Source organism: Nocardia amikacinitolerans NBRC 108937 (assembly GCF_001612615.1).
Taxonomy (GTDB): Bacteria; Actinomycetota; Actinomycetes; order Mycobacteriales; family Mycobacteriaceae; genus Nocardia; species Nocardia amikacinitolerans.
In genome coordinates, this window is record NZ_BDAU01000035.1 from 82,918 (window position 1) to 108,413 (window position 25,496).

General features: G+C 69.3%; 17 protein-coding genes. 10 read left to right on the forward strand and 7 right to left on the reverse strand.

The annotated features are described in order from the left end of the window. Window positions 1-116 precede the first annotated feature (116 nt). Both NAM01S_RS25725 and NAM01S_RS25730 read right to left on the reverse strand, forming a co-directional pair. Entirely contained in the window at window positions 117-554 is a 438-nt protein-coding gene (locus NAM01S_RS25725; RefSeq protein WP_067789785.1) for an SRPBCC family protein, read from the reverse strand. Between the two features lie 10 nt (window positions 555-564). Then, window positions 565-1,371 carry a methyltransferase domain-containing protein gene (locus NAM01S_RS25730; protein WP_084483300.1) on the reverse strand — a complete coding sequence of 269 codons (807 nt, stop codon included), beginning with the start codon at window positions 1,369-1,371 and terminating at the stop codon, window positions 565-567. 138 nt (window positions 1,372-1,509) lie between these two features. Here NAM01S_RS25730 and NAM01S_RS25735 point away from each other — a divergent pair, with 138 nt between their 5' ends. The 3 genes from NAM01S_RS25735 (at window position 1,510) to NAM01S_RS25745 (ending at window position 4,577) form a co-directional block, all read left to right on the forward strand. After that, complete coding sequence (locus tag NAM01S_RS25735) at window positions 1,510-2,094, forward strand: HhH-GPD-type base excision DNA repair protein (protein WP_067789790.1); 585 nt, start codon at window positions 1,510-1,512, stop codon at window positions 2,092-2,094. Between the two features lie 154 nt (window positions 2,095-2,248). Next, entirely contained in the window at window positions 2,249-2,959 is a 711-nt protein-coding gene (locus tag NAM01S_RS25740) for a DUF8020 domain-containing protein (RefSeq protein WP_067789794.1), read from the forward strand. A 352-nt stretch (window positions 2,960-3,311) separates the two neighbouring features. Continuing rightward, window positions 3,312-4,577: an ROK family protein gene (locus NAM01S_RS25745; RefSeq protein ID WP_067789797.1), complete on the forward strand. Its 1,266-nt coding sequence runs from the start codon at window positions 3,312-3,314 to the stop codon at window positions 4,575-4,577. Window positions 4,578-4,856: 279 nt separating this feature from the next. Here the strand turns inward: NAM01S_RS25745 and NAM01S_RS25750 are convergent, their stop codons facing one another. Continuing rightward, window positions 4,857-6,482: a DUF2207 family protein gene (locus NAM01S_RS25750; protein WP_067789799.1), complete on the reverse strand. Its 1,626-nt coding sequence runs from the start codon at window positions 6,480-6,482 to the stop codon at window positions 4,857-4,859. Between the two features lie 299 nt (window positions 6,483-6,781). On the opposite strand from NAM01S_RS25750, the gene NAM01S_RS25755 reads away from it, so the two are divergent. Together NAM01S_RS25755 and NAM01S_RS25760 are read left to right on the forward strand one after the other, a co-directional pair. Further along, window positions 6,782-7,702 (forward strand): neutral zinc metallopeptidase, encoded by a 921-nt coding sequence (locus NAM01S_RS25755; protein WP_067789802.1) that lies wholly within the window; start codon window positions 6,782-6,784, stop codon window positions 7,700-7,702. 250 nt (window positions 7,703-7,952) lie between these two features. Beyond that, window positions 7,953-8,882 (forward strand): neutral zinc metallopeptidase, encoded by a 930-nt coding sequence (locus NAM01S_RS25760; protein ID WP_067789882.1) that lies wholly within the window; start codon window positions 7,953-7,955, stop codon window positions 8,880-8,882. A 73-nt stretch (window positions 8,883-8,955) separates the two neighbouring features. Here NAM01S_RS25760 and NAM01S_RS25765 read toward each other — a convergent pair whose 3' ends face one another. The 3 genes from NAM01S_RS25765 to NAM01S_RS25775 form a co-directional block, all read right to left on the reverse strand. Further along, complete coding sequence (locus tag NAM01S_RS25765) at window positions 8,956-9,597, reverse strand: TetR/AcrR family transcriptional regulator (RefSeq protein ID WP_307188705.1); 642 nt, start codon at window positions 9,595-9,597, stop codon at window positions 8,956-8,958. 44 nt (window positions 9,598-9,641) lie between these two features. Then, window positions 9,642-11,891: an MMPL family transporter gene (locus NAM01S_RS25770; RefSeq protein WP_067789808.1), complete on the reverse strand. Its 2,250-nt coding sequence runs from the start codon at window positions 11,889-11,891 to the stop codon at window positions 9,642-9,644. Between the two features lie 96 nt (window positions 11,892-11,987). Next, window positions 11,988-12,812: a hypothetical protein gene (locus NAM01S_RS25775; RefSeq protein ID WP_067789810.1), complete on the reverse strand. Its 825-nt coding sequence runs from the start codon at window positions 12,810-12,812 to the stop codon at window positions 11,988-11,990. Between the two features lie 492 nt (window positions 12,813-13,304). Here NAM01S_RS25775 and NAM01S_RS25780 point away from each other — a divergent pair, with 492 nt between their 5' ends. The 4 genes from NAM01S_RS25780 (at window position 13,305) to NAM01S_RS25795 (ending at window position 21,221) form a co-directional block, all read left to right on the forward strand. Continuing rightward, window positions 13,305-16,262, forward strand: a complete 2,958-nt coding sequence (locus NAM01S_RS25780) for a DNA polymerase III subunit gamma and tau (protein WP_084483301.1) — start codon at window positions 13,305-13,307, stop codon at window positions 16,260-16,262. A gap of 334 nt (window positions 16,263-16,596) precedes the next feature. Further along, a complete protein-coding gene (locus NAM01S_RS25785) occupies window positions 16,597-17,811 on the forward strand; it encodes an acetyl-CoA C-acetyltransferase (RefSeq protein WP_067789813.1) in 1,215 nt (404 codons plus the stop codon). A gap of 40 nt (window positions 17,812-17,851) precedes the next feature. Next, window positions 17,852-20,002 carry a 3-hydroxyacyl-CoA dehydrogenase NAD-binding domain-containing protein gene (locus NAM01S_RS25790; RefSeq protein ID WP_067789816.1) on the forward strand — a complete coding sequence of 717 codons (2,151 nt, stop codon included), beginning with the start codon at window positions 17,852-17,854 and terminating at the stop codon, window positions 20,000-20,002. Between the two features lie 133 nt (window positions 20,003-20,135). Further along, window positions 20,136-21,221 carry an esterase-like activity of phytase family protein gene (locus tag NAM01S_RS25795; protein ID WP_218018465.1) on the forward strand — a complete coding sequence of 362 codons (1,086 nt, stop codon included), beginning with the start codon at window positions 20,136-20,138 and terminating at the stop codon, window positions 21,219-21,221. Here NAM01S_RS25795 and NAM01S_RS25800 read toward each other — a convergent pair. After that, the gene (locus tag NAM01S_RS25800) at window positions 21,218-21,661 is read right to left on the reverse strand and encodes a MarR family winged helix-turn-helix transcriptional regulator (protein ID WP_067789887.1); all 444 of its coding nucleotides are present in this window, start codon (window positions 21,659-21,661) and stop codon (window positions 21,218-21,220) included. The genes NAM01S_RS25795 and NAM01S_RS25800 overlap by 4 nt on opposite strands. Window positions 21,662-21,908: 247 nt before the next feature. On the opposite strand from NAM01S_RS25800, the gene NAM01S_RS25805 reads away from it, so the two are divergent. Beyond that, complete coding sequence (locus NAM01S_RS25805; RefSeq protein WP_084483307.1) at window positions 21,909-25,481, forward strand: protein kinase domain-containing protein; 3,573 nt, start codon at window positions 21,909-21,911, stop codon at window positions 25,479-25,481. The last annotated feature ends 15 nt before the right edge of the window (window positions 25,482-25,496 follow it).

Genomic DNA, 25,496 nt, shown 5'->3' on the forward strand with positions numbered 1-25,496 from the left:
CGAGCGGCCGCCCATCGGCTGGCACCGAGACGCCGCTCGATGAATAGAACGAACGACGGCCCTCCGCACACCGGTGCGGAGGGCCGTCGGCGTAAGACGCTCCGACCAGACGCGTTCTACCGCGCTTCCAGCAGCGCTTTCAATCGCGCCAGATCCGCCCGGTTCGCCCGCCGCATGGCCGACTCCATGACCGGCGCGACCACCTTCCCGAAGCCAGCGGGCTCCCCGCGATTGCGCAGCGTCATCCGGGTGCCGGTCCCGGCAGCCGCCCACGTGTAGGTGGTCTCCATGGGAAACGGCCCCTGCGCGGTGCTCATCACCAGCCGCGAACCGGGCTCGTACTCGACGATCTCGTAGGTGTAGACCAGCCGCCTACCGAGGAAGTACGCGACGAACTCCATGCGGGAGCCCACCCGCAGCGGCGGCTCGGTCTGCCACTCGACGCTGCGGATGTTGGCGTACCACTCGGGCGCGTTCGTCGGATCCCCCGCGTACGCGGACACGACCTCGGGCGGCCGTTCGATGACGGTCTCGGTCAGCACGTCGACAGCCATCGCGTGCGCCTCAGTGCGGCTTATGCGCCAGCACCGCGAACATCGTCACCGACAGATGGATGTCGCCGCTGGCCGCGCCGCGCTCGAGATCGGCGAGCAGCTGGTCGCGCTGCGCCTCGGTGATGGAGCCCCGCGCCACCGCCATGGCCGAGATGCGGGTGACCAGCGAGCCGGCACCCACGCTGCGGTCCTGCACCAACGCGTGCGAGCCGATGTCGTCGACGACCAGGCCCGCCTGGGTCAGCAGGCCGGGCAGCCTGCGGCCGGAGAGCGGGTTCGTGGTCGCCGAGACCAGCGTGTCCAGCACCTGCCGGACCACCTGCCGGTCGCCGGGATGCACGATCGCGGTGTCCCAGTCGACGTCCATCACCACCGCACGCCCGCCGGGACGTAGCACCCTGGCGATCTCGTTCGCCGCGCGAGCAGGGGCGGTCAGGTGCTGGAAGACGCGCTCGCACAGCAGCGCGTCGAAGGAGTCCGCGCCGAACGGAATGCCGTAGGCGTCTCCGGAGTGGAATTTCGCGCGCGAGCCCAGCTGGGACGCGCGGCGCTCGGCGGAGGCGAGCAGGTGCGGATCGGGCTCGACACCGACCGCCTCGCCGGTCGGTCCGACGGCGTCGGCGAAGGCGATGACCTCCGAGCCGGTGCCGGAGCCGACGTCGACGGCGTGTTCGCCGGGTTGCAGTGCGAGCGCGTCGTGTGCCCAGGTGCGCAGCCGCCGGATACCGGGCAGCGTGGCCTGTAGGTCGCGCACGTCGACCAATTGATCCTGGCCCGCGCTGTCGAAGCGATCGGGGCGCAATGAATAGGTGTCCATGGGCGCGTATCCGTCCCTAGGTATTGCCGTCGTCTCAGGCATGGCCAGAGCCTACGCGCGGCTGTGGCGTGCCGCACAGCTGGACGCGGGTGAGATGATCGTCAGACGGAACGCGCCGACAAGCCGAAAGGAACGACGGTGACCGTCACACTGTGTCTCGCGCAGGAACCGGAGGCCGACAAGCTCCTGTCGGAGGACCCGTTCGCCCTTCTGACGGGCATGCTCCTCGATCAGCAGTTCCCACTCGAACACGCCTTCCGCGGTCCGAAGAAGATCGCCGACCGGATGGACGGGTTCGACATCCACAAGATCGCCGAGGCCGATCCGGAGGCGTTCGAGGAACTCGCCGCGACGCCGCCCGCCATCCACCGCTACGGACGCTCCATGGCGCGGCGCACCCAGGAACTGGCGCGCTATGTCATCGAGCATTACGACGGCGACACCGCCGCGATTTGGACGAACGGCGATCCGGACGGCAAGGAAGTGCTGCGCAGGCTGAAGGCGCTGCCCGGTTACGGCGACCAGAAAGCGCGCATCTTCCTCGCCCTGCTCGGCAAGCAGCTCGGCGTGCGCCCGAAGGGCTGGGAAAAGGCAGCCGGGGCGTATTCGGAGAAGGATTCGCGACGCTCGGCGGCCGACATCACCGATGCTCAGTCCCTGCTGGAGGTGCGGGCGTTCAAGAAGCGGATCAAGGCCGAAGCTAAGGAATCCGCGGCGAAATAGCGCAACGCGCACGGCCGGAGCGAAGGCGGCGGTGCGCATTTTGCTCGGCGGTTGCCCATTCCAATCTCGCTGCTTTTTTCCCTCGTCCCGAAGGCGCCGGTGCTCGATGCTTTTCCCTCGAACGAGCTCCATCGGATGAGGGATAGCAGTACGTATGAGAATCAGGAAACTCGCCGTGGTCGCGGCACTCGTGACCATGGCGACCGGTGTCACCGCGGGGACCGCGATGGCCGGGCCGGAGACCTCCGCCGGTGACGTCGTCAACTTCACCGCGACGCAGACCGAGACCGCGGCGATCATCAGCACCGACGCGGGCGCGATCGTCGCCGAGGACGGCGCGCTGAAGATCAAGGCAGCGGACGGCACCGTGGTCGCTGGCACGCCGCTGAAGTTCCGGCTCGACGAGTTCGAGTTCCCGATCGCGGCGCAGATCTCCGATCGCACCGCGACGCTGACGCCCCAGCTCGATCTCGGTCACGCGACCTACAAACCGGTCGCGCTACCGTTCGAGGACAAGGCGCCGTGGAAGTCCGAGTACGACCGCGAGGTCGCGGCCTGGACCCGGTTGACAAGCACCATCAGCATGGGCGCCACGATCGGCACGCTGGTCGGCGGCCTCGGTGGCGCCGCGGTCGGCTGCGTGGTCGGCGGCATCCTCGGTGGCGCGGCGGTCGGCGGCACCATCGTCGGACTGTTCGGGCCCTTCCTGCCCGCCGCTGCCGTCGGCTGCATCGCCGGTGCGGCCGCGGTCGGTGCGCTCGGCACCATCGCGGGCCAGATCTTCGTGACGGCGCCGGTCGCCATCGGTGCGGTCGTTCAGTACTTCTCGACGGTCAACGCGCCGTTCAACGCGCCCGCGAAGTAGTCCGTTCGACCGCGCCTGGAAAACGGCCCCGCCCAATGCCTTTCGCTTGGGCGGGGCTTCGGCGTGCGCGCCTCTGACCAGGCGAAACGCTGTGTCCTCGCACACCGAGGAGCGCGGATGCTTGGTGCGCCGGTGAATTCGGTGTTACCTTTTTTTCATGTCCATCAGCAGCCCATCCGCCTTGCGGGTCACCTACGTGACCGCCGCGCTCGGCCTGCGGCTGCCGCTGACCAGGGAGCTGTGTCGCTCTCTTCGTCGCAGCTGAGCCGCCTTTTCGGCGTGCGCGCTGCCTCGTCGCCGCTTCTGTAGGCACGTCCCGTTCGCAGGCGGGACTTCAGCAAGGACTCTTCATATGTCGATCCCTACCCTGGAACGATCCGCTTCGCGGGTCGCCACCGGCCGCGTCCGTGTCCAGCGCCCCGTCGTCGCTCCGGAACTCCGCATCTCCGACAATCCGGCGGCGGCCGTGCTGCGCGCCGCGACCGGTGGCCCCATCTCGCGCGACAATGCCGCGCGCGCAACGGGTTCGAGCATCGCGACGGTCAACCGCCAGGTGTCGGCGCTGTTGAACGCCGGACTGCTGCGTGAGCGTCCGGACCTGACCACCTCGGGTGCGGTCGGCCGGCCACGGGTGCCGTTCGAGGTCGACCACGACACCTATCTGACCCTCGGCATCCACATCGGCGCCGCCGCGACCAAGATCGTCGCCGCCGATCTGCGCGGCCGGATCCTCGGCGGTCTCGCGATCGCGACCCCGCAGACGGGCCAGGAATTCGCGACGACGACCGTCGCGCGCAGCGCGAAAGCCTTTCTGCAGCGCTGGCATCGGCGAAAACCGCTGTGGGCGGGTGTCGCGATCGGTGGCCGCGTCGACCCGCTGACCGGCGTGGTCGACCACCCCAAGCTGGATTGGAAGGGCGCCCAGGTCGGCGCGGTGCTCGGTGACGTGCTCGAGCTGCCGGTCTCGGTGGCGCCGCACGTCGAGGCGATGGCGGGCTCGGAACTGCTGTTGCCGACACCGGAACCGCGCGAGGGGCAGCAGCGCGGCAGCAGCCTGTTCTTCTATGTCCGCGAAACCGCGGGTATCGCAGTCACTCTCGACGGCCGCGTGCACACTCCGAGCAACGGCCCTGGTTCGATCGCGCACCTGCCCACCGGCTCGGACGTCGAATGCACCTGCGGACGGCGCGGCTGCTTGGAGGTAACCGTCGGTGACCGCGCGCTGCACGCGCGGGCGGTCGGGCGCGGAATCATCCCGGCGTACAACGGAACCGCGGGCTCGACCATCGCGGACCTGTACCGCGCGGCCGCGGGCGGTTCGGTCCCGGCGCGCGAACTGCTCGCCGAGCGAGCCGCCATGCTCGGCAGCACCGTCGCGCTCGTGCGGGACATGCTCAACCCGGATCGCGTCATCCTCGGCGGGCAGGCGTTCACCGGCTACCGCCCCGGCATCGCGCACGTCGCGGAGGCGTTCCGGCGGAGCTCCACCCTCCCGCCGACCGACATCCGCATCAGCGGATTCGGCGGCAAGGTCCAGGAATTCGCCGCCGTGGTCACGTCGCTCAGCACGCTCTACGCCGACCCGCTCGCCGCCATGCGCCGCAGGTTCCCCGACTGACGCCGAGTTGCGATCGCCGACCGGTACCGACCTGCGCTGGCCGATCGACGGGTCGCGTTTGCCGGTCGACACAGCCTGCGTTAGCCGATCGACACGGCCCGCGTTGGCCGATCGACGCCGGGCTGCGTTGGCCGATCGACGCCGAGCCGCGACAACGAGGTGCGTTGGCGGGTGCCGAGCCGCGTCGCCTATCGACGCCGATCTGTGTTCGCCGACTGATCGCGTCGAAACGTCGAAGGCCGGGTGTTTTCGGAGAACCCGGCCTTCGGCGTGCGTTCGTCAGCGGGCAGACGATCCGGTGAACAGTCCCTCGAGCGCCGTGATGAAGAACGGGAAGTGGGCGGCGAATCGGTGCAGGTTCTGGTCGCTTTCGAAGCTGCCGAACCAGTAGAGGCCGGGTTGGGCGTCGGCGGCCGGGTTCAGGTCGCGGAAGGCGCGAATCCAGTTGTCGGCGCGGCCGCCGACCACGGTGAACGGCAGCGCGCGGGAGAACACCGTCTCCTGGTCGGTCGGCGGAATCTGTTCGCGCCGAGTGGCGTCCAGCCCGCGCTGCAGTGCGCGCACCTGGCCTGCCAACCTGCGACCGTCCTGGGTGCGCACCGGTAGGTACTTCGGCATCAGCACGGTCGCCACGCCCGCGAGCAGGATCGCGACGCCGACCAGCGCGGAGCCCGAGGTGACGGCCAATCCCACCGTCGCTGCGATGCCCGCGACGATCAGCGCGCCGCCCACCCAGACCGGAAGCCCGATGCGGGACCGGTCGGCGAAGGCGCCGCGGCGCACCGCGTCATCGATCATGGCCTTGCGGATCGGCTCGGCATGCACCCGTCCCGGCGCGCGCAATTCGGCGACGGTGACCGCGTCGGCGCCCTCCGGCAGCAGCGCCGCGTACACCGCCTTCTCGTAATCGCGCAGCTGGTCGTCGGCGGCGTTCACCCTGGTGATGCGCCAATCGTTCTCGCCACTCGGCGTGATCCAGATGTAGCGTCGCACCGCGAGATCCACCACGGTGGCGGCGATATCGATCGGGTCGGCGTGCTCGTCGAGCAGCACGCCCGCCTCACCGGGCAGGATGCCGTCGGGCGAGGTGAACTGCACCTGGTTGCCGTCGCGCAGCAGCGGGTCGACGGTTTCGGAACCGCTTCCCGCCGCGGCGTTCTCGCGACGGGCGCGCAGCACGAACGCGGCCAGACCGGCAAGCGCGAGCAGCAGCACGCCGAAGGCGGCCAGCACCGGACCGGTCACCGAGAACGGACCTGGCGCGCCCTTGTCCTCGATGTCGGCGTTCGCGGGGACCGTGCCGGGCGGAAGTTGCAGGGTCAGGTCGATCGCGTCGCCCTTGTGCAGGTCGGTCTGCTCGAGCCAGAGCACGCCGTCGGCCTCGATGCGCACGTCGGCGCACGGCCTGGTGTTGCCGGGCGGCCCGAGTTTGCAGTCCACGATGGCCATTTCGTAGCTCGGGCTGATCACCGAGGCGCTGATGGACGCGATGTCGGCGTTCATCACGCCGAGCCAGTGGAACACCTGGGTGCCGGGTGCGTCGCTGACGGTGTTGTGGATCGAGTACTTGTAGCTGGACTCGCCAGGCTTGGCTTCGATGGTGAACTGATCGTTGGCGACCGTCGCGGTGCCCGCGCCCTGCGCGTCGATATCGGTGACCTCGAACCGCCGTTCCACGTCGTCCTTCAACTGAAGACGCAGGGGCAGCGACATCTTGAACGATTCGCCGGGCGGCACGGTCACCGTCTCGTCGACTTCGAGCACGCCCTCGCGGCTGAGTTTCAGATCCGCGACAATGGTCACACCCTCGGGCGTCGGTTCGCTCTGGGCACCCGGCGCGGTCGCCACCAATCCCGCGAAGGCGAGAATCAGCGCGCCCGCGGCGGCCCCCCGAAATGTCAGCATGGGTGCCTACTCTAGACAGGTTGCTATTCTTCGTCAGCGGCTGTCGACGATCACCTAGGGCGAGGGGGTACGGGGGAGTGACCCAACCACCGTACGGATATGGACCGGTTCCACCTGGTGGATACCCCGCTCCGCCGCCCGGCTACGGGCCGCGTCCCGGTTATGGCCCGCCACCCGGATACCCGCCGCAGCCCGGTTACGCGCCGCCGCCCGGGTACGGTCAGCGCCCGGGATACGGTCCGCCGCCGGGCTATTCGGCGCCGCCCGGCTACGGCCAGCCGCCCGGGTATCGCCCGCCGATGCCGCCCCCGATGCCGTACGGCCCGCCGGGTCGTCCGCCGCAGCCGCCGCGCAAGGGCGGTGGAAGCAAGATCGTCTCGCTGCTGCTCGTCGTGGTGTTCCTGGTCGCGGGAGCGTTGGTGCGCACCGCGATTCGCAGCGACCGCAACGACCGCGCCTCGGGACCCTCGCCCAGCTTCACCTACACCCCGGACGGTTCCCAGGGTGCCCCGGAGACGGGCAACAACCCGCTGCTCACCGATCCGAACGCGACGCTGCTCCCGGCCGACTGCGACTACTCCCCGTGGAGCACGCAGGTCGAGACCGCGCGCAAGTTCTTCGAGACCGCGGCGGGCTGCCTCGAGGCGGCGTGGAAACCGGTGTTGCAGAAGGCGAATCTGCCGTTCACGCCGCCGACGCTGAACGTCAGCACGTCCACCGCGGGCATCTCCACCCCGTGCACCGGCACCACCACCAACTTCGCCGCGTTCTACTGCCCGGCGAACAAGACCATCTACATGCCGATCAGCCAGTTGCAGACCGATCTGTTCAAGGACAACTGGGTGGTCTACCTGTCGGTTTTCGCGCACGAGTACGGCCATCACGTGCAGGCCGTGTCCGGCATCCTGCGCAAGGCAAACAGCGAGCGGGTGGACGCGGGCACGCGCAGCCAGCGCGGACTGGAGCTCTCGCGGCGAATCGAGTTGCAGGCGCAGTGCTTCAACGGCATGTACCTCGGCTCCTCGGAGGACGGCGGCGCGCTCACCACCGCGCAGATCGGCGTCGCCAAGCGCGACGCGCGCGGTCGAGGCGACGGTCCGACCGACGCGCGCGATCACGGTTCCTCGGAGAACAGCGGCGACTGGTTCGAAGAGGGCGTCGACAAGAACCGCACCAACCAGTGCAACACCTTCACCGCGCCCGCCAACCGGGTGAGCTGAGATGACAACGCCGCCATACGGTTACGGACATCAGCCACACTATCCGCCGCCGTACGGCCCACCCGGGTACGCGCCACCGCCGGGATATCCGCCGCCGGGCTACCCGTACCCGGGGCACGCGCCCGCGCCGTATTGTCCGCCGGGCTATGCCCTTCCGCCTTACGGCCCGCCGGGTTACGGGCGTCCGTATCCGCCGCCCAGACGCGGAGGTGGTCTGGGGGCGGCACTGGGAGTGCTGGGGATCTTCCTGATGGTCGGCTCGCTGATCGCCGCGGCGATCGCGGTGGCGGCCAGTGAGAGCGAGAACGACCGCAGGACAACGGCGTACACGCCCAGCTTCACCTACACCCCGACAGTTCCCTCATCGTCCGCGACGACGACCACATCGGCGCGTCCGACCACCCGGGCGAGCAGTTCGGTCCGCACCACCTCGGCCACGCCGACCAGACCCGCTGGGCCGCAACCGGTCGCGAAGCTCGGCGATCATCCGATGTTCAGTAGAAACGAAATCGGCCTGAACAACATCAGATGCAGCTTCCCTCGGTACAGCTCGAATCCCGACGTCGCACGAGCGTTCTTCCAGGCGGGGCTGGCTTGCTTGGATGAAATGTGGAAGCCCAACATGGGCGTGTTCAATCTTCCGTTCTCCACTCCTGGCCTGGTGGTCAAGGCGAACAAAGAAGAGCTGAGTTCGCCGTGCCGCTCCGGCCCGGCGTCCAGCGAGGCTTTCTATTGCTCCTCCAGCAAGACCATCTACATGGCGATGAACGGCTTGATCGACAACACGACGCCCTACCCCGCGATGGAAGCGCTGGCGATCCTTGCCCATGAGTACGGCCACCACGTGCAGGGCCTGACCGGAATCCTTGGGGCCGTGCACGATCGGCGTTACAACCTGGGGGCGCGAACCGCGGCCGGCCTGGAGATGTCGCGCCGACTGGAGCTGGAAGCCAGTTGTTTCGGTGGTATGTATCTCGGCTCGGCACAGTTCGCCGGCTCGTTTTCCCCTGCGGAGGGCTCGGCAGCGCTCCAAGATCATTACCGTCGTGGTGATCACCCCGGCAGGGAACGCGATCACGGCAGTCCCGCGCACAACGGTAGTTGGTACGAGCACGGCTACAAGACGAACCGGAACTTCCAGTGCAACACTTGGCTGGCGCCGTCCGACGAGGTGTCCTGAGCCGTGAGATGGTTCGACCGAAGGTCGCATTCGGTCGGTCTCGGCGCGTGACGGTGACATTCGGTCGGCCCGGTCAGGATGTCGTACGCCAGTGCGGGAGATTTCGGTCCAGCCAGGCGTCGGCCTCGTCGGGGGTCGGGGTGCTGCCGATCATGTTCAGCACCGTGTGTCCGAGGCAGGCCGCGGTCATGATGCGATCGGCGAATTGCTCGTGATCGCCCCACGGCAGATGGGGTTTCGCGATCAGCAGCGAGGCGACGCCGTGCGCGACGGTCCACATGTCGAGCACGATCGGCAGCGGGTCGCCCTGCGCGATCGAGCCCTCCGCCATGCAGGCGCGCACGGTCGCCGCGAAATGCTGGAACGCGCCGCTGGTGAGCACCTGGTCGACCGCGCTGCCGCTTTCGGTCGGCCCGGTCGCCACCCGGTACTGCTCCGGGTGCTCGAGCGCGAAGCGCACGTAGGCGAGGCCCTGGTCGCGCAGCTGATTCATCGGCGAAACGGCGGGGTCGATTGCCGCGCGCAGCGCCTCGGCCAGATCCTCGAAGGCCGTGGCCACCGCCGCCTCGATCAGTTCGTCCTTGTCGGCGAAGTGCCGGTAGATCGACGGTGCGCTCACCCCGACCAGCTTGCTCACCTCGCGGATCGACACCGCGTCGGCCCGGCCGGTGCGTGCGAGCAATTCCACTGTGGCGGTGAGTATCTCGGTACGCAACTGGGCGCCGGAACCGCGCGGTGATCGAGGTCGGCGGCGAAGGGTCATGAGCGTCCCGCGTGCTCCGGTTCCCGTGCGATGGTGCGGTGGTCGACGTCCTCGGTGAGGCCGATCTTGTCGTGCAGCCGGACAAGCGGTTTCGGCGCCCACCAGTTGGCCGAGCCGAGCAGGCGCATCAGCGCGGGCGCGAGCAGGGCGCGGATGATCGTCGCGTCGACGAGCACGGTGAGGGTAAGGCCGAGACCCATCAGCTGCATGAACGAGACGTTCGAGGTAACCATCGCGCCCAACACGATAGCCATCAGCACCGCGGCGGCGGTGAAGATCCGGCCGGTGCGCGCGACGCCGATGGCCACCGCGCGATCGTTGTCGTGCGTGCGCAGCCACTCCTCGCGGATCCGCGAGAGCAGGAACACCTCGTAGTCCATGGACAAGCCGAAGGCCAAGCAGAACATCAGGATCGGCATGGTCGGCACCATGTAGCCAACGGCGGTGAAGCCGAGCAGGTTCGACAGGTGCCCCTCCTGGAACACCCACACCATCGCGCCGAAGGCCGCCGCGAGCGACAAGGTGTTGAGCGCCAACGCCTTGATCGGCAGCACGACGCTTCCGGTGAACAGGAACAACACGACGAAGGTCGCCAGCACGATGAGCGCGCCCGCCAAGGGCAGCCGGTCGCCAAGCGCGGCAAGCGAATCCGCGTTGACCGCCGCCGCGCCGCCGTACAGCGCGGGCGAGGGGGCGGGCACCGCCTTGATCGCGTCCAGCTGACGTTCGCCGTCCGGGGAGAAAGGATCGGCGTAGCTGACGACGGTGAGATAGGCCCCCGTGTCGTTGGCCATGCCGGGCGGCGCGACACCGACCCGCGCACCGTTCGCGAAGGTCCCCGCGCTGGACAGCACGGCGGGCACGTCCGGCAGCTCGGACAGTCGCGCGGCGTAGGCGCCCACCGCCGCCGCGTCACCGGTGTAGCCGTCCAGCACGATCGTGGTGCTCGCGCCGGGGTCGGCCTGCGGGAAGTGCGCGCGCAGTTCGTCGCCGACCTGCCTGCTGGTCGACGACGTGGGCAGCACCCGGTCGTCGGGGTAGCCGAACTTCACCGAGAGGAACGGCGCGCCGAGGAAGAGCAGCAGCGCGATGATCACCACGGCCACCGGCATCGCGTACCGCATCACCACCGTGACCAGCCGGTACCAGCCCGACTGCTCCGGCGGCACCGGGCCGGCGGGCGCCGGTCGGCGGAACAGCCGGCGCAGCGGGACGCGCAGGTCGAGCGCGTTGACCCGGTAGCCGAGCAGCACAAGCGCGGCGGGCAGGATCACGATCGCCGCGGCGGCGGCGGTGACGACCACCGCGACGCCCGCGTAGGCGAAGGACTTCAGGAAGTACAGATTGAACACGCTCAGGGCGGCCAGCGACAGCGCGACGGTGAGCGCGGAGAACAGCACCGTCCGCCCCGCGGTCTGCACGGCGCGGATGGTCGCCGCCGTCGGGTCGAGGCCGTTGCCCAGTTCCTCCCGGTACCGGCTCACGATGAACAGGCTGTAGTCGATCGCCAGCGCGAGCCCGAGGGCGGTCGTCATGTTCAGCGCGTAGATGGACACGTCGGTGACCAGGGTGAACAGCCGCAGGATGGCGAGGGTGGCGGCGATCGCGAACAGGCCGACGGCCAGCGGAAGGGACGCCGCGACCAGGCTGCCGAACACCAGAACCAGCACGATCATCGACAGCGGTATCGCGATGCCCTCGGCGACGGCCAGGTCGCGGGTCGTCTGCTCGTTGACGTCGTGGTAGATCGCGGCGATGCCGCCCTGGCGGACGGTGATGCCGTCGGCGGTGCCGGTCAGCTGTTCGGTGAGCTCGCCCGCGGTCTTCTGGACGGCGGTCTCGTCTCCGGCGAGGAACGCGGCGATCAGTGCGCTCGATCCGTTGTCGGTGCTGCGCAGCGCGGTCGAGAAGGGCGGCGGCGTCGTCCAGTAGGACTGGACGGTCCGCACCTCATCGTGTGCGCGCAGTGCGTCGACCAGCCGGAGGCCCGCGGCCCGCGCTGCCGGGCTGTCGACGCCGTCCTCGGCGCTCACCAGCAGCACGAAGTTTGGGGAGGCGCCGCCGAAGTTGTCCTCGAGCATCCTGGTGACCTGCGAGGATTCGGCGTCGTCCGAAGTGAATCCGCCGGACTTCAGGTGCGCTGCGGCGGTGGCTCCGAAGAGACCGCAGCCGATCACCAGTGCCAGCGCGGTGATCAGGATGGCGCGCGGGTATCGCGTGGTCAGTACTGCGATCCGATAGAGCATCGCGGCTCCCCTCCGTGAGTTAACGGGGTTAGCGTAACGCCGTTAACCAACGGATGTCGAGGGTGGAGCCGCGGTGGCAGCGTTGGGGATCGACGCTCAGCCACGGTTCTTGCGGGTCAGCGCGCGCCTGCCACGGCGGCCGGGTATCGGCAGATCGTCCTCGACGGCGACCCATTCCGCGGTGGTGAGCCACAGTTCCTGCGCCCGCGCGTCGGCGGTGTCGTGGAAGACGCGCCGCCCGCGATCGTCGCGCAGGTCGCGGGCGAGGCTGGACCAGCGCGGCGGGCGGCCGTGCTCGTCGAGGTGCTCGGCGAGATAGCCGGTGACCAGCGTCCCGATCGTGTTGACCGGCCGCAGCGAGACCCGGTTGCCGTATTTGGCGGCGTGGAAACGCCTTGCCGCGCAGAGGGATTGCGGATTCGCGTTGGACGCGATCCAGCCGGCGCGCTGGGCCCGTTCGATCAGCCACAGATGCTTGACCGCGTTGGGCGCGATCACGCCGATGCGCTCCTTGATCAGCGTCGTCACCGGCTCCGAGGAGAGGATGTCGCGGCGGGTGGGGCCGGTGCCGTGCGCCATCCAGTGCTCGTGCGCGAGACGGGCGAGCACGCGGCCGAAGTCGTCGATGCTGCGTTGGGCGCGGCGGCCGAGGCGCTCGATGCGCTCGGCCTCGCGGCGCATCTCGTTCTGCGCGGTGAGGGTGCGGATCGCGGCCATGGTCGGCACCTGACCGCGTTCGAGTAGTTCCAGGATGGCCGAGGCGGTGGACGGGTCGGCGGCGGCCGCCACCGGCAGCGAGTCGCGCTTGAGCGCGAAATCCTGGGGGCTGATCGCGCGGCTGAGCAGTCCGACGGCGGCACGGTCGTCCGCGAAGTCGGTATTCGAGAGCCAGGCGGCGGCGATGTCGTCACACGACGGCACGGGAACGTTCCTCCGATATACGCGGTGGGAGTTCGGCGATGTCGCCCTGGGGCCGGAAGATTGCCCAGGTTGTGCCCCGGTCGGGATGAGGGACCGGCCGGGGTCACCAACCTGATGAAGGTTTGGCTACCGAAGTTGCCAATAGCCACCGTAGCCAGGGGCGCCGGTAACTGTCACCCGGGTTGACTTATTCGTTATCTCGGTAAAAATCGGATAAACCGGGGCGTGAGTACGCATCTCCGCTGGCTGGAGAGTTAAACGGACGGTTACGCCGCCGTGCGGATGGTCCATGACTTCAAGATTGCTGTCGAGTTGCCATATCGTGAGAGGAACGAAGCGGCGGAAGAAGTCTCCGAGAATTATGTGATCTATATCACAAATTCGACCAGTTTCGCGATGCTGCGCTCGAGGCGCGAAGGTCCGCGGCGGGCTGTAGGTCGTGAGCCCCCGGTCGCCGCCCGCTTTGTCGGTGGTCGCCGGTAACCTCTGGCCGTGGCTCTGTACCGGAAGTACCGACCGGCAACGTTCGCTGAGGTGGTGGGTCAGGAGCACGTCACCGACCCGCTGAGCACCGCGCTCGACACCGGACGGATCAGTCATGCCTATCTGTTCTCCGGACCACGGGGCTGTGGCAAGACCTCCTCGGCTCGCATCCTCGCGCGGTCGCTGAACTGCGTGCAGGGCCCGACCTCGCGACCGTGCGGCGTCTGCCCGTCCTGCGTCGCGCTCGGTCCGGGCGGACCGGGCAATCTCGACGTCATCGAGCTCGACGCCGCGAGCCACGGCGGTGTCGACGACACCCGCGAGCTGCGCGACCGCGCCTTCTACGCGCCGGCCGAATCCCGGTACCGCGTCTTCATCGTCGACGAGGCGCACATGGTCACCACCGCGGGCTTCAACGCGCTGCTCAAGATCGTCGAGGAGCCGCCTGCCCACCTGATCTTCATCTTCGCCACCACCGAGCCCGACAAGGTGCTGCCGACCATCCGCTCGCGCACCCACCACTACCCGTTCCGGCTGCTGCCGCCCGCGACGATGCGCGGGCTGCTCGGCAAGATCTGCGAACAGGAAGACGTACCGGTCGAGGAAGCGGTGTACCCGTTGGTGATTCGCGCGGGTGGCGGCTCGCCGCGCGACAGCCTCAGCGTGCTCGACCAGCTGCTCGCGGGCGCCGGGCCGGAGGGCGTCACCTACAACCGCGCGGTCGCGCTGCTCGGCGTCACCGACGTCGCGCTCATCGACGACGCCGTGGAGGCACTGGCCGCGGGCGACGGCGCCGCGCTGTTCGGCACCGTGGACAGCGTCATGGAGGCCGGGCACGATCCGCGCCGTTTCGCCGTCGACCTGCTCGAGCGCTTCCGCGACCTGATCCTGTTGCGCGCGGTGCCCGACGCCGCCGACCGCGGCCTGGTCACCGGCCCCGGCGACGTGCTCGACCGCATGCGCGACCAAGCCCAGCGCATCGGCCCAGGCACCCTCACCCGCTACGCCGAACTGCTGCACGAGGGGCTCGGCGAGATGCGCGGTGCGACCGCACCGCGCCTGCTGCTCGAGGTCGTCTGCGCCCGCATGCTGCTGCCCTCGGTCTCCGACACCGAATCCGCCACCCTCCAGCGCCTGGAACGACTCGAACGCGGTTTCGCGGGCGGAGCCGTCGCCCCCCGCCCGCCCACCGCCTCCGCCGCCGACGTGCCCCCCAGCGCCGCGCCCGCTCCGGCCCGCTCACCGGGTGAGCCCTCGCGCCGCCGTGGTGCGGAGGCGCTCGCCGCGCTGCGCGAGAGCAAGACGCGTGGCGCGAACTCCGGACCGGACGAAAGCGGCACGGTTGCCTCCGGTGGAGCGGTCGGTCAGGGCAGCCCGGCACCGGACGCCGATGCGCGGGAAGACGTCTCCGTTCACCGGCCCGAGCGGGCTGACGCCGCCGTCGTGGGTGCGCCCATCGCGCAGCAGGACGCTGTCAGGGCGAACGCGGGCGATACCGGTGTCGAAGCGGGGCAGTCGCCTCCCCGGGCTGCCGACGAGGGCTACGCGAAGGCCGCAACCGGGCAGCCCGCACCCGGAGACGGACCCGCCGGGGGGCGAAACACGGCGGCGGTTCACTCCGCGCCAAGCGCCGTCCAGGCCGATGCCGATATCCAGGGCAACGCGGACGCGCCCGCCGGGCGTTCCGCAGCCTCGCAGGACGGACCCGCCGAAGGCCGCGGCACGGCAGCGGGGGTGCCGGTCGAATCAGCGCCGAGCCGCGACGCGGCTGGGGCACGTTTGGTCGAGCGGTCCGCGACTACGCCCGGTTCCGCCGAACGTACGGGATATGAAGCGGCGCAAGAGGTTTCCGATGCAGCGGCCGCTTCCGGTCAAGTGCCCGGGGGCTCGGCGGCGGGTCGCGGGGGTGACGACGTGCCGGGCGCGCGGGCTGCCGCGGGCGCCGAATCGATGGCCGCGGCGGCGGGTCGCATGGGTGACGATGTGGCGGGCGCGCGGGCTGCTGCGAGCGCCGAATCGGTGGCCGCGGCGGCGGGTCGCGTGGGTGACGATGTGGCGGCTGCGCGGGCTGCTGCGAGCGCCGAATCGGTGGCCGCGGCGGCGGGTCGCGTGGGTGACGATGTGGCGGCTGCGCGGGCTGCCGCGGGCGCCGAATCGATGGCCGCGGCATTGCCGGACGAGCCCGCTGGCGCGATGGGCGGGCCCGCTGGTGTCACGGACGAGCCCGTTGGCGCGCAGGGCGACGAACTGCTGCGGGCCGTGGAAGGGGCGTGGGCGGAGATCCGGGCCAAGGTTCGGGAGTTCGGGCCGACGGTGCAGGCGTTGCTGTCCGGTGCCTCGGTGGCGCGGGTCGACGGCGCGGTCATCGTGTTCGCCCATCAGCACGCGCCGCTGGCGCAGCGACTGTCCGATCCGCGCAATGTCGAGGCCGTGCGGTCGGCGGTGCGCGCCGTGCTCGGCAGCGACCACGAGATCCGGTGGGAGGCGGGCGGTGCGGCGCCGCGTCCGGCGGCGCAGCAGGCGAACCGCGGGCGCGGAGCGGGGGCGGGTGCGGCCGGGCGCGGTTCGGGCGCGCAGGGCGGACGCGGCGATGGTGGTCCGCCGAAGTTCTCCCGACCCAGTCAGACCAGGGCGAACGCGGCGGGCGACGCACCGGCCCGTGCGCAGCGGCCCGCCGCCCCCGCGCGATCCGGCGACGACGACATCCCGCCGCCCGACTACCCCGATCTACCGGACGATCCCGGTCCCGGCGACTACGCGCCGCCGGATCCGATCGGGTACGAAACGACCTCCGGCGGCGCTGGATCCGGCTCGGGTGGGGTGCCAGGCCCGTCGACTCCGGAAGAGGAGCAGGAAATGCTGGCCGAGGCCGCCAAGCCGGTGGCTCCTGAGGCTCGCCACGACCCCGACGAGGTCGCCCTGGAATTGCTCAGGAGTGAGCTGGGTGCCACACGGCTGGATGGTTGACAACCACCGCCTCGAGGACGTTAAGTTAACCGGAGTTCGCACACGACGGTAGTATGAACGGGTGGCCGTGAGCTCCGGTGTGGCGGCGTTCTATGGTATGCCCAGGCGTACGGGCGTGTCCGGAACGTGCGTCCGCAGGTGCTTGCCAAGTTTTGTACAGCGTTATGCGGTGCGGGCGACGGGCCCGGAGACGGAACCTCGCGTCACCACGCTGGGCCTCGGAGCACGGCAAACTGAATACGGACGGTCGGTCTCATGGCCGGTCGGCGAGGTTACCCGCGGCCGTGCCGCACAACGCGGTGCAGGCGCACCCCAAGGAAGGAAACACTCCGATATGACCACAGAGGCCTACATTTACGAGGCCATCCGCACTCCGCGCGGCCGCGGCAAGAAGAACGGTTCGCTGCACTCGGTCAAGCCGATCGACCTGACTGTTGGTCTGATCCAGGAGCTGCGCAACCGCTTCCCGAACCTCGACGAGGACCGGATCTCCGACGTCGTCCTCGGTGTCGTCAGCCCGGTCGGCGACCAGGGCATGGACATCGCGCGCACCGCGGTGACCGTGGCCGGCCTGCCCGACACCGTCGGCGGCGTCCAGCTGAACCGTTTCTGCGCCTCCGGTCTCGAGGCCGTCAACATCGCCGCCCAGAAGGTGCGCTCCGGCTTCGACGACCTGGTCATCGCCGGTGGCGTCGAGTCGATGTCGCGCGTCGCCATGGGCTCCGACGGTGGCGCATGGGCCCTCGACCCGGCCACCAACTACGACTCCTACTTCGTTCCGCAGGGTGTCTCCGCCGACCTGATCGCCACCATCGAGGGCTTCAGCCGCGACGACGTCGACGCCTACGCCGTGCGCTCGCAGGACCTGGCCGCCAAGGCCACCACCGGCGGCTACTTCGCCAAGTCCATCGTTCCGGTCAAGGACCAGAACGGCCTTGTCGTGCTGGACCGCGACGAGCACATGCGCCCCGGCACCACCGCCCAGGACCTCGCCAAGCTGCAGCCCTCCTTCGCCATGATCGGCGAGATGGGCGGCTTCGACGCGGTGGCGCTGCAGAAGTTCCACTTCGTGGAGAAGATCAACCACGTGCACCACGGCGGCAACAGCTCGGGCATCGTCGACGGCGCCGCGCTGGTGCTGATCGGCTCCGAGGAGGCCGGTAAGGCTTCGGGCCTGACTCCGCGTGCGCGCGTCGTCGCGACCGCCACCAGTGGCGCCGACTCCACCATCATGCTGACCGGTCCCACCCCGGCCGCCAAGAAGGCGCTGGCCAAGGCGGGTCTGACCCTCGACGACATGGACCTGGTCGAGATCAACGAGGCGTTCGCCTCCGTGGTGCTGAAGTTCCAGAAGGACCTGAACATCCCGGACGAGAAGCTGAACGTCAACGGCGGCGCCATCGCGATGGGCCACCCGCTTGGCGCCACCGGCGCGATGATCACCGGCACCATGGTCGACGAGCTGGAGCGCCGCAACGGCCGCTACGCGCTGATCACCCTGTGCATCGGCGGCGGCATGGGCGTCGCGACCATCATCGAGCGGGTCTGATCCCCAACCGACAGCTGAGAATTCAAGGAGACACAGAGCTGTGAGCGAAACCAACATGATCGGTTGGGAGCAGGATTCGGACGGCATCGTCGTACTGACGATGGACGACCCGAACCAGGGCGCCAACACGATGAACGAGCTGTACAAGACGTCGATGACCGCGACCGTCGACCGGCTCGAGGCCGAGAAGGACAGCATCACCGGTGTGGTGCTGACCTCCGCGAAGAAGACCTTCTTCGCAGGCGGCGACCTGAAGAACATGATGAAGGTCGGCCCGGAAGACGGCCAGGCCCTCATGGACGAGCTCGGCACCATCAAGAGCGCCCTGCGTCGCCTGGAGCAGCTGGGCAAGCCGGTCGTCGCCGCCATCAACGGCGCCGCGCTCGGCGGTGGCCTGGAGATCGCGCTGGCGTGTCACTACCGCATCGCCGCCGACGTCCCCGGCTCGCAGATCGGTCTGCCGGAGGCCACCCTCGGCCTGCTGCCCGCGGGCGGCGGCATCATCCGCACCGTGCGCATGCTCGGCCTGCAGAACGCACTGATGCAGGTGCTGCTGCAGGGCCAGCGCAACAAGCCGGCAAAGGCCAAGGAGATCGGCCTGGTCAACGAGCTGGTCGGTTCCGTCGAGGAGCTCGTCCCCGCCGCCAAGGCGTGGATCAAGGCCAACCCCGAGGGCGGCATGCAGCCGTGGGACAAGAAGGGCTTCAAGATCCCGGGCGGCACTCCGTCGACCCCGGCCTTCGCCGCCAACCTCCCGGCCTTCCCCGCCAACCTGCGCAAGCAGATCAAGGGCGCGAACATGCCCGCGCCGCGCGCCATCATGGCCGCCGCGGTCGAGGGCGCGCAGGTCGACATCGACAACGCCTCGCTCATCGAGTCGCGTTACTTCGTCAACCTGCTGACCGGCCCGGTCGCGAAGAACATGATCCAGGCGTTCTTCTTCGATCTGCAGTCGATCAACAACGGCGGCTCGCGTCCGAAGGACGTGCCGAAGAAGGAGATCAAGAAGATCGGCGTGCTCGGCGCGGGCATGATGGGCGCGGGCATCGCGTACGTCTCCGCCAAGGCCGGCTACGAGGTCGTGCTCAAGGACGTCACCATCGAGGCGGCCGAGCGCGGCAAGAACTACTCCGAGAAGATCGAGGCCAAGGCCCTCTCCCGCGGCAAGACCACCGAGGAGAAGTCCAAGGCGCTGCTGGACCGGATCAAGCCGTCCGCCGACGCGGCCGACTTCGCGGGCGTGGACTTCGTGATCGAGGCCGTCTTCGAGAACACCGAGCTCAAGCACAAGGTGTTCCAGGAGATCGAGGACATCGTCACCCCCGACGCGCTGCTCGGCTCGAACACCTCCACCCTGCCGATCACCGGTCTCGCGACCGGCGTGAAGCGCCAGGAGGACTTCATCGGCATCCACTTCTTCTCGCCGGTCGACAAGATGCCGCTGGTGGAGATCATCAAGGGTGAGAAGACCTCGGACGAGGCGCTGGCCCGGGTGTTCGACTACACCCTCGCGATCAAGAAGACCCCGATCGTCGTCAACGACAGCCGCGGCTTCTTCACCTCGCGCGTGATCGGCACCTTCGTCAACGAGGCGATCGCCATGCTCGGCGAGGGCATCGAGCCCGCGACCATCGAGCAGGCGGGCTCGCAGGCGGGCTACCCGGCCGCGCCGCTGCAGCTGTCGGACGAGCTGAACATGAAGCTCATGCTGAAGATCGCCAAGGAGACCGAAGAGGCCATCGCCCGCGGTGACGCCACCATGGGCAAGAAGCGGCACCCGGCCATCGACGTCATCGAGTACATGGTGAACGAGGGTCGTCCGGGTCGCCTGGAGAAGGCCGGCTTCTACGAGTACGACGAGAACGGCAAGCGGACCGGTCTGTGGCCGGGCCTGCGCGAGCACTTCAAGTCGGTCACCGACTTCAACGTGCCGATCCAGGACCTGATCGACCGCATGCTGTTCATCGAGGCGATCGAGACCCAGAAGTGCTTCGACGAGGGTGTGCTCGAGACCACCGCCGACGCCAACATCGGCTCGATCTTCGGCATCGGCTACCCGGCCTGGACCGGTGGTGTGCACCAGTTCATCGTCGGTTACCCGGGCGGCCAGGAAGCCTTCGTCGCTCGCGCCGACGAGCTGAAGGCCAAGTTCGGCGACCGCTTCGAGGTTCCCGCCTCGCTGCGCAAGTAATCGCGCCGCGTAGGTAGTTACGCAACGGCGAAGCCCGCCACCGCTTTTCGCGGTGGCGGGCTTTCGCCGTCTCTCGGCCGGATTTCCGATGGAGTTCACCGCGCCGTCCGCGAGTGCCGATACCGTGTGGCTCGTGCGCAGCAAGATCGGACTCCTTCTCGCCGCCGCGGCATCGGTCGTCGCGATGCCCGCCGCACAGGCGGAACCGAATGTGCGGCTGTTGGGTCAGCAGATCCTGCCGCACGGCATGGACTTTCACGGAACCACCGTCGGCGGGCTTTCCGGCATCGACTATCGGCCCGCCACCGACGAGTACGTGCTGATCAGCGACGACCGCTCGGAACGCGCACCCGCCCGCGGTTACACGGTCCGCTTCACCGTCGACGACCAAGGCGTCGGCCCGGTGACATTCACCGGGACTCGGCCGCTGCGCACTGCGGACGGCGGCTTGTACCCACCGAAATCCGTTGACCCCGAGGAGATTCGGGTCGACCCGTGGACCGGTGACTACTTCTGGACCCAGGAGGGCGAGCGCGCGGGCGACGTGCTCATCGATCCGGCCGTGCGCGTCGCGCGGCCGGACGGGACGTTCGTTGCCGAACTGCCGATCCCGGACAACGAGCGGATGCGGCCGGATTCCGGGCCGCGCCGCAACGCGGTGCTGGAGGCCGCCACCTTCGCCGCGGGCGGCGCGCTGTTCGTCACGGCCGTCGAGGGGCCGCTGCTCCAAGACGGACCCGAGGCGACCGTGAGCTCGGGCGCGATCTCGCGCATCACCGTGCGGGCGCGGTCCGGACCGCTGCTCGCGCAGTACGCGTACCCGATGGAGCCGGTGTTCGCCGTGTCGCGGCCCGAGCCCGGGCGCGGCGGCAACGGCGTCGCCTCGATCCTGGCCGCCGACCCGCTCGACCCGACGAAGTTCTTGGTGCTCGAGCGCGCGTTCGTGGACGGTGTCGGCACCAAGATCCGCGTCTACGAGGCCGACATCGCGGGCGCGACCAACGTGCTCGATGCTCCGCTCGGCAACGCGCGTCCGGTCGCCAAACGGCTGCTCGTCGACCTGCACAACGTCGGCCTCTCGCACATCGACAACATCGAGGGCATGACATGGGGACCGCGGCTGCCGTCCGGCGAGCGGACGCTGGTGCTGGTCAGTGACGACAACTTCGCCGAGAACCAGATCACCCAGATCGTCGCGCTCGCGGTGCGCCGAGTCTAGGCGCGAAGTTCTTCGGCCGCTTCGACGTACGCGTCCGCGGCCTTGCGGAAGTAGTCGAGCAGGAGTTCGCGCTCTTCTGGGCGATAGCCGCCGAGAATTTCACCGATGCGCTTGCGGGCGGGGCCGAGCACACGGTCGAGGTCGGCGGGCGGGTCGACCAGTTCGACGGTGAGCTTGCGACGGTCACCGGGCACCGGAATCCGGCGCACGTATCCAGCCTGCTCCAGCCGGTCGATCAGCCGAGTGGTCGGCCCGGTGGTCAGCCCCGTGCGCGCGCCGAGTTCGCCGGGCGTCATCGGGCCCGCGAGCTGCAGGATGGTGAGCGCGTAGCCGTCGGTCGCGCCCAAATCCACCGCTCGCGCCGCGGTTTGACTGTGCAACACGATCGCGCTCAGGTAGCGGCGATAGACCGCGTTCGCCTCCGATTGCTCACTCGACACGAACACCTCCGGTGACTCTTCGACAACGAAGAGATACCAGATCGAAGGGTCGCCGCGAGGCGGAAACGAAGCTGGGGCAATCTTCACCCGTCCGGCCCCGCACCGCGCTACGTTGGAGTATGCGCAGACAATTCGGACACCAGGTCGGCACCGGTGCCCGATGTCGGCGTGTTCCACGATCGCCGGTGACGCCGATTCGATGTGCATTCGAGGTGGTCACGTGAATCCACACAGGGGTTCGGGCAAGATGAGTCCCGACGCGGCCCCGGCCGATTCGGATACGCGCGGCATCGATACGCGACGCGGCGCGGATACCCAGCGCGACACCCCACGCCCCGAGCTGGCAGGCATCGCGGACGAGCTCGCGGCGATGGGTCTCTCCGGGGCCGTCGAGATCGGCAGGGGCGGTTTCGGCGTGGTGTACCGCTGTCTGCAAGTCGCGCTGGAACGGGTCGTCGCGGTGAAGGTGCTCTCCTCCGAGATCGACATCGAGAGCCGGGAACGCTTCCTGCGCGAAGAACAGGCCATGGGCAGGCTCTCCGGCCACCCCAACATCGTCGACATCCTGCAGGTGGACGTCACCGCCAGCGGTATGCCGATCATCGTGATGCCGTACTGCACACACGGTTCGCTCGAACAGCTCATCCGCGAGCAGGGCCCGCTCACCTGGGCGGATTCGCTGCGGGCCGGTGTGAAACTGGCGGGCGCGATCGAGAGCGCGCACCGCGCCCGAATCCTGCACCGCGACGTCAAACCAGCCAACGTGCTGCTCAGCGGCTACGGCGAACCGCAGCTCACCGATTTCGGCATCGCCAGGATTCCCGGCGGCTTTCGCACCTCCAGCAGCCTGATCACCGGGTCGCCCGCGTTCACCGCGCCGGAGGTGCTCAAGGGCGAGGAGCCGACCGTCCGCTCCGATATCTACGGTCTCGGGGCCACGCTGTTCGCCCTGCTCACCGGCCACGCCGCTTTCGAGAGGCAGGCGGGGGAGCGGGTGGTCGCGCAGTTCCTGCGGATCACCACCCAGCCGGTGCCGGACCTGCGCGAGCAGGACATTCCGCCCGATGTGGCCGACGCGATCGAGCGGGCCATGGCGCCCGATCCGGCCGATCGACCGGAATCGGCGTACGAGTTCGGCACGCTGCTGCGCTCGGTGCAGGTGGAACACGGCCAGCTGCCCGACGAGATGGCGCTGCTCGACACGACCGGGTTGCTCGAGGAGTTCGACGGCGCGCGTCCGGTGGTGGAGGCGCAACCGTCCACGCGCACCCGCCCCGCGGTGACCCGGCGCAGCTGGCCGTTGACGTTGCGTCCCGCCGTCTCGCAGCACCCGACCGGCGCGACCACCCTCCCGCCAACCGCCGCGACGAAATTCCACCCGCCGACCCCGGTCCTCGAGCCGGTACCGCGACCCCGGCTGCTCGACATCCTGCGCGCGGGCGGGCGGCGCAGGCTCGCGGTGCTTCACGCCCCCGCGGGGTTCGGCAAGAGCACGGTGGCCGCGCAGTGGCGCGCGGAACTCAGCGGCGGCGGGGTGCCTGTCGCGTGGATCGGCATCGACCGCGACGACGACAACGAGATCTGGTTCCTCGCCCACCTCATCCAGGCCATCCACCGGGTGCGCCCCGATATCGGCGCCGGGCTCGACCAGGCGCTGGAGGAACACGCGGGCGACGCGGTGCCCTACGCCATCACCACGCTCATCAACGAGATCCACGCGGGCGGGGAGACCATCGTGGTGGTGGTGGAAGACTGGCACCGCATCAGCGATCCCGGTACGCACCGCGCGATGGAGGCGCTGCTCGACAACGGCTGCCACCACCTGCGTTTCGTGGTGACCAGCAGGGAGCAGTCCGGCTTGCCGACCAGCCGAATGCGGGTGCATGACGAACTGGTCGAGATCGGGTCCGCGGCGCTGCGGCTCACCGTTGCCGAGACCAAGCAGATTCTGGTGGACCGCAACGGTTTCGCGCTTACCGAGGCGCAGGTGGAGCAGATCCACGAGGCGACCGACGGATGGCCCGCCGCCATCCAGCTGATCAGCCTCTCGCTGCGCGGCAACGTCGACCCGGAACAGCTGATCGCGACGCTTTCCGAAGGCAGTCACGGCATCCGCGAATATCTCGCCGAGAACGTGCTGGACGCGCTCGAACCGAGGATGCTCGACTTCCTCAGCTCGATCTCGGTGACCGAGCGCGTCTCCGCGTCGCTGGCCGCCGCCCTCTCCGACGACAGCGAGGCCGAGCTGCTGCTCGCCCAGGCCGAGCAGCGCGAGCTGTTCCTGCGGCGCATCGAGCACGACCCGGAGTGGTACCGGATGCAGCCGCTGTTCGCCGAGCATCTGCGCGCCCGGCTGGAACGCACCCAGCCGGGGAAGCTGAAGTCGCTGCACCGCAAGGCTTCCCGCTGGTACGCCGAACATCAGCTGCTGCGCAAGTCGGTGGACCACGCGCTTGCCGCGACGGATCTGAAGATGGCGCTGGATCTGGTCGAGGGTGGCGGCATGGACCTGATCGACGCATCCCGGCTGGCCACCCTGCTCGGCACGGTGTCGAAGCTGCCGGTGCAGCAGGTGGCTTCGCGGTCCAAGCTGCTGATGGCGGTGGCGCGAGCCAATGTGAACCTGCAACAGTCCAGCGCGGCGCGCAGCGCGTTGGGCAGGTTGTCGAACATGCTCGCCCGCGGCTCCTCCGGTGACGCCGATGTGGTCGTGCAGCGGTGCGAGGCCGCGGTGCTCGCCGCCGCAGACCAGATCGCGCGCGACCACACCGAGGGCGTGCTCGACCGCGTCGCGGACTGCCTCGAGCACCCCGAGGAGCTGCCCGCGTGGACGGTCTCCACCGCGGCGAACCTGACCTCGTTCGTGCGGCTGTGCCAGTTCGATTTCGACGGCGCCCGCAGCATCCAGGACTGGGCGGCCGAGTACCACGCCAGCTCCAAGGACCCGCTCGGCGTGGTGTTCGGGCTGTGCGGGCAGGGCGCGGCGGCCTACGAGCAGCTCGACATCGCCACGGCGATGCAGTGTTTCCAGCAGGCATGGGAGACGGCGCGGCTCCGCTCGGGTCCGCGATCGCACGCGGTGCGGGTGGCCTCGGCGTTGCTCGGCGAATTGAACTACCGCCGAGGCGATCTCGATGTCGCCGACCGGCTGCTCGACGAGAGCCACCAGCTGGTCACCCGGATCGGGCCGGTCGACTTCCTGATCCCGACGTTCGTCACCGGAGCGCGGATCAAGGCGGTGCTCGGCGATCTGGCGACCGCCGCGGCCCGGTTGGACGAGGGCGCAAGGATTGCCGCCGAGCACCGCCTGGTCCGGCTCGCCGCGCACATCCGCGCCGAACGGCTGCGGCTCGGCCTACCCGTGGAGTACCTGGCGCACGGCGACGGGCATTCCGAAGCGCTGAGCGTGGTCCACCACCGGTTGGTCGGTTCCGCCGCGCTCACCGCCGAGGCCGAGGAGATCGCGGGCATCCGCGGCCTGCTCGCGCAGAAGCCGCCGCGCTCGGACGACACCGCGGTGCGCCGCGCCCGCGCCCTGCACGGCCGGATGCTCGAACAGGACCGTCCCCGAGCGGAATTGGACACCGCGCTGCTGCTCGCGGAATGCCTCGCCGCGTCCGGCTGGGTCGGCGAGGCCACCGGCCTGCTGCTCCCCGCCGCCGCCACCTGCGCCGAACTGGGGTGGACCCGTCCGCTCTTGGACGCGGGCCCCGGCGTCGTCGCCATCCTGCGCGTGCTGCGCTCCGAAATGCACGCGTCCCCCGAGCAGCTGGAGGACGCGGCGCTACCCGCCCTGTTCCTGGAGGAACTCCTGGACTGAAGGGCGGGCAGCGTC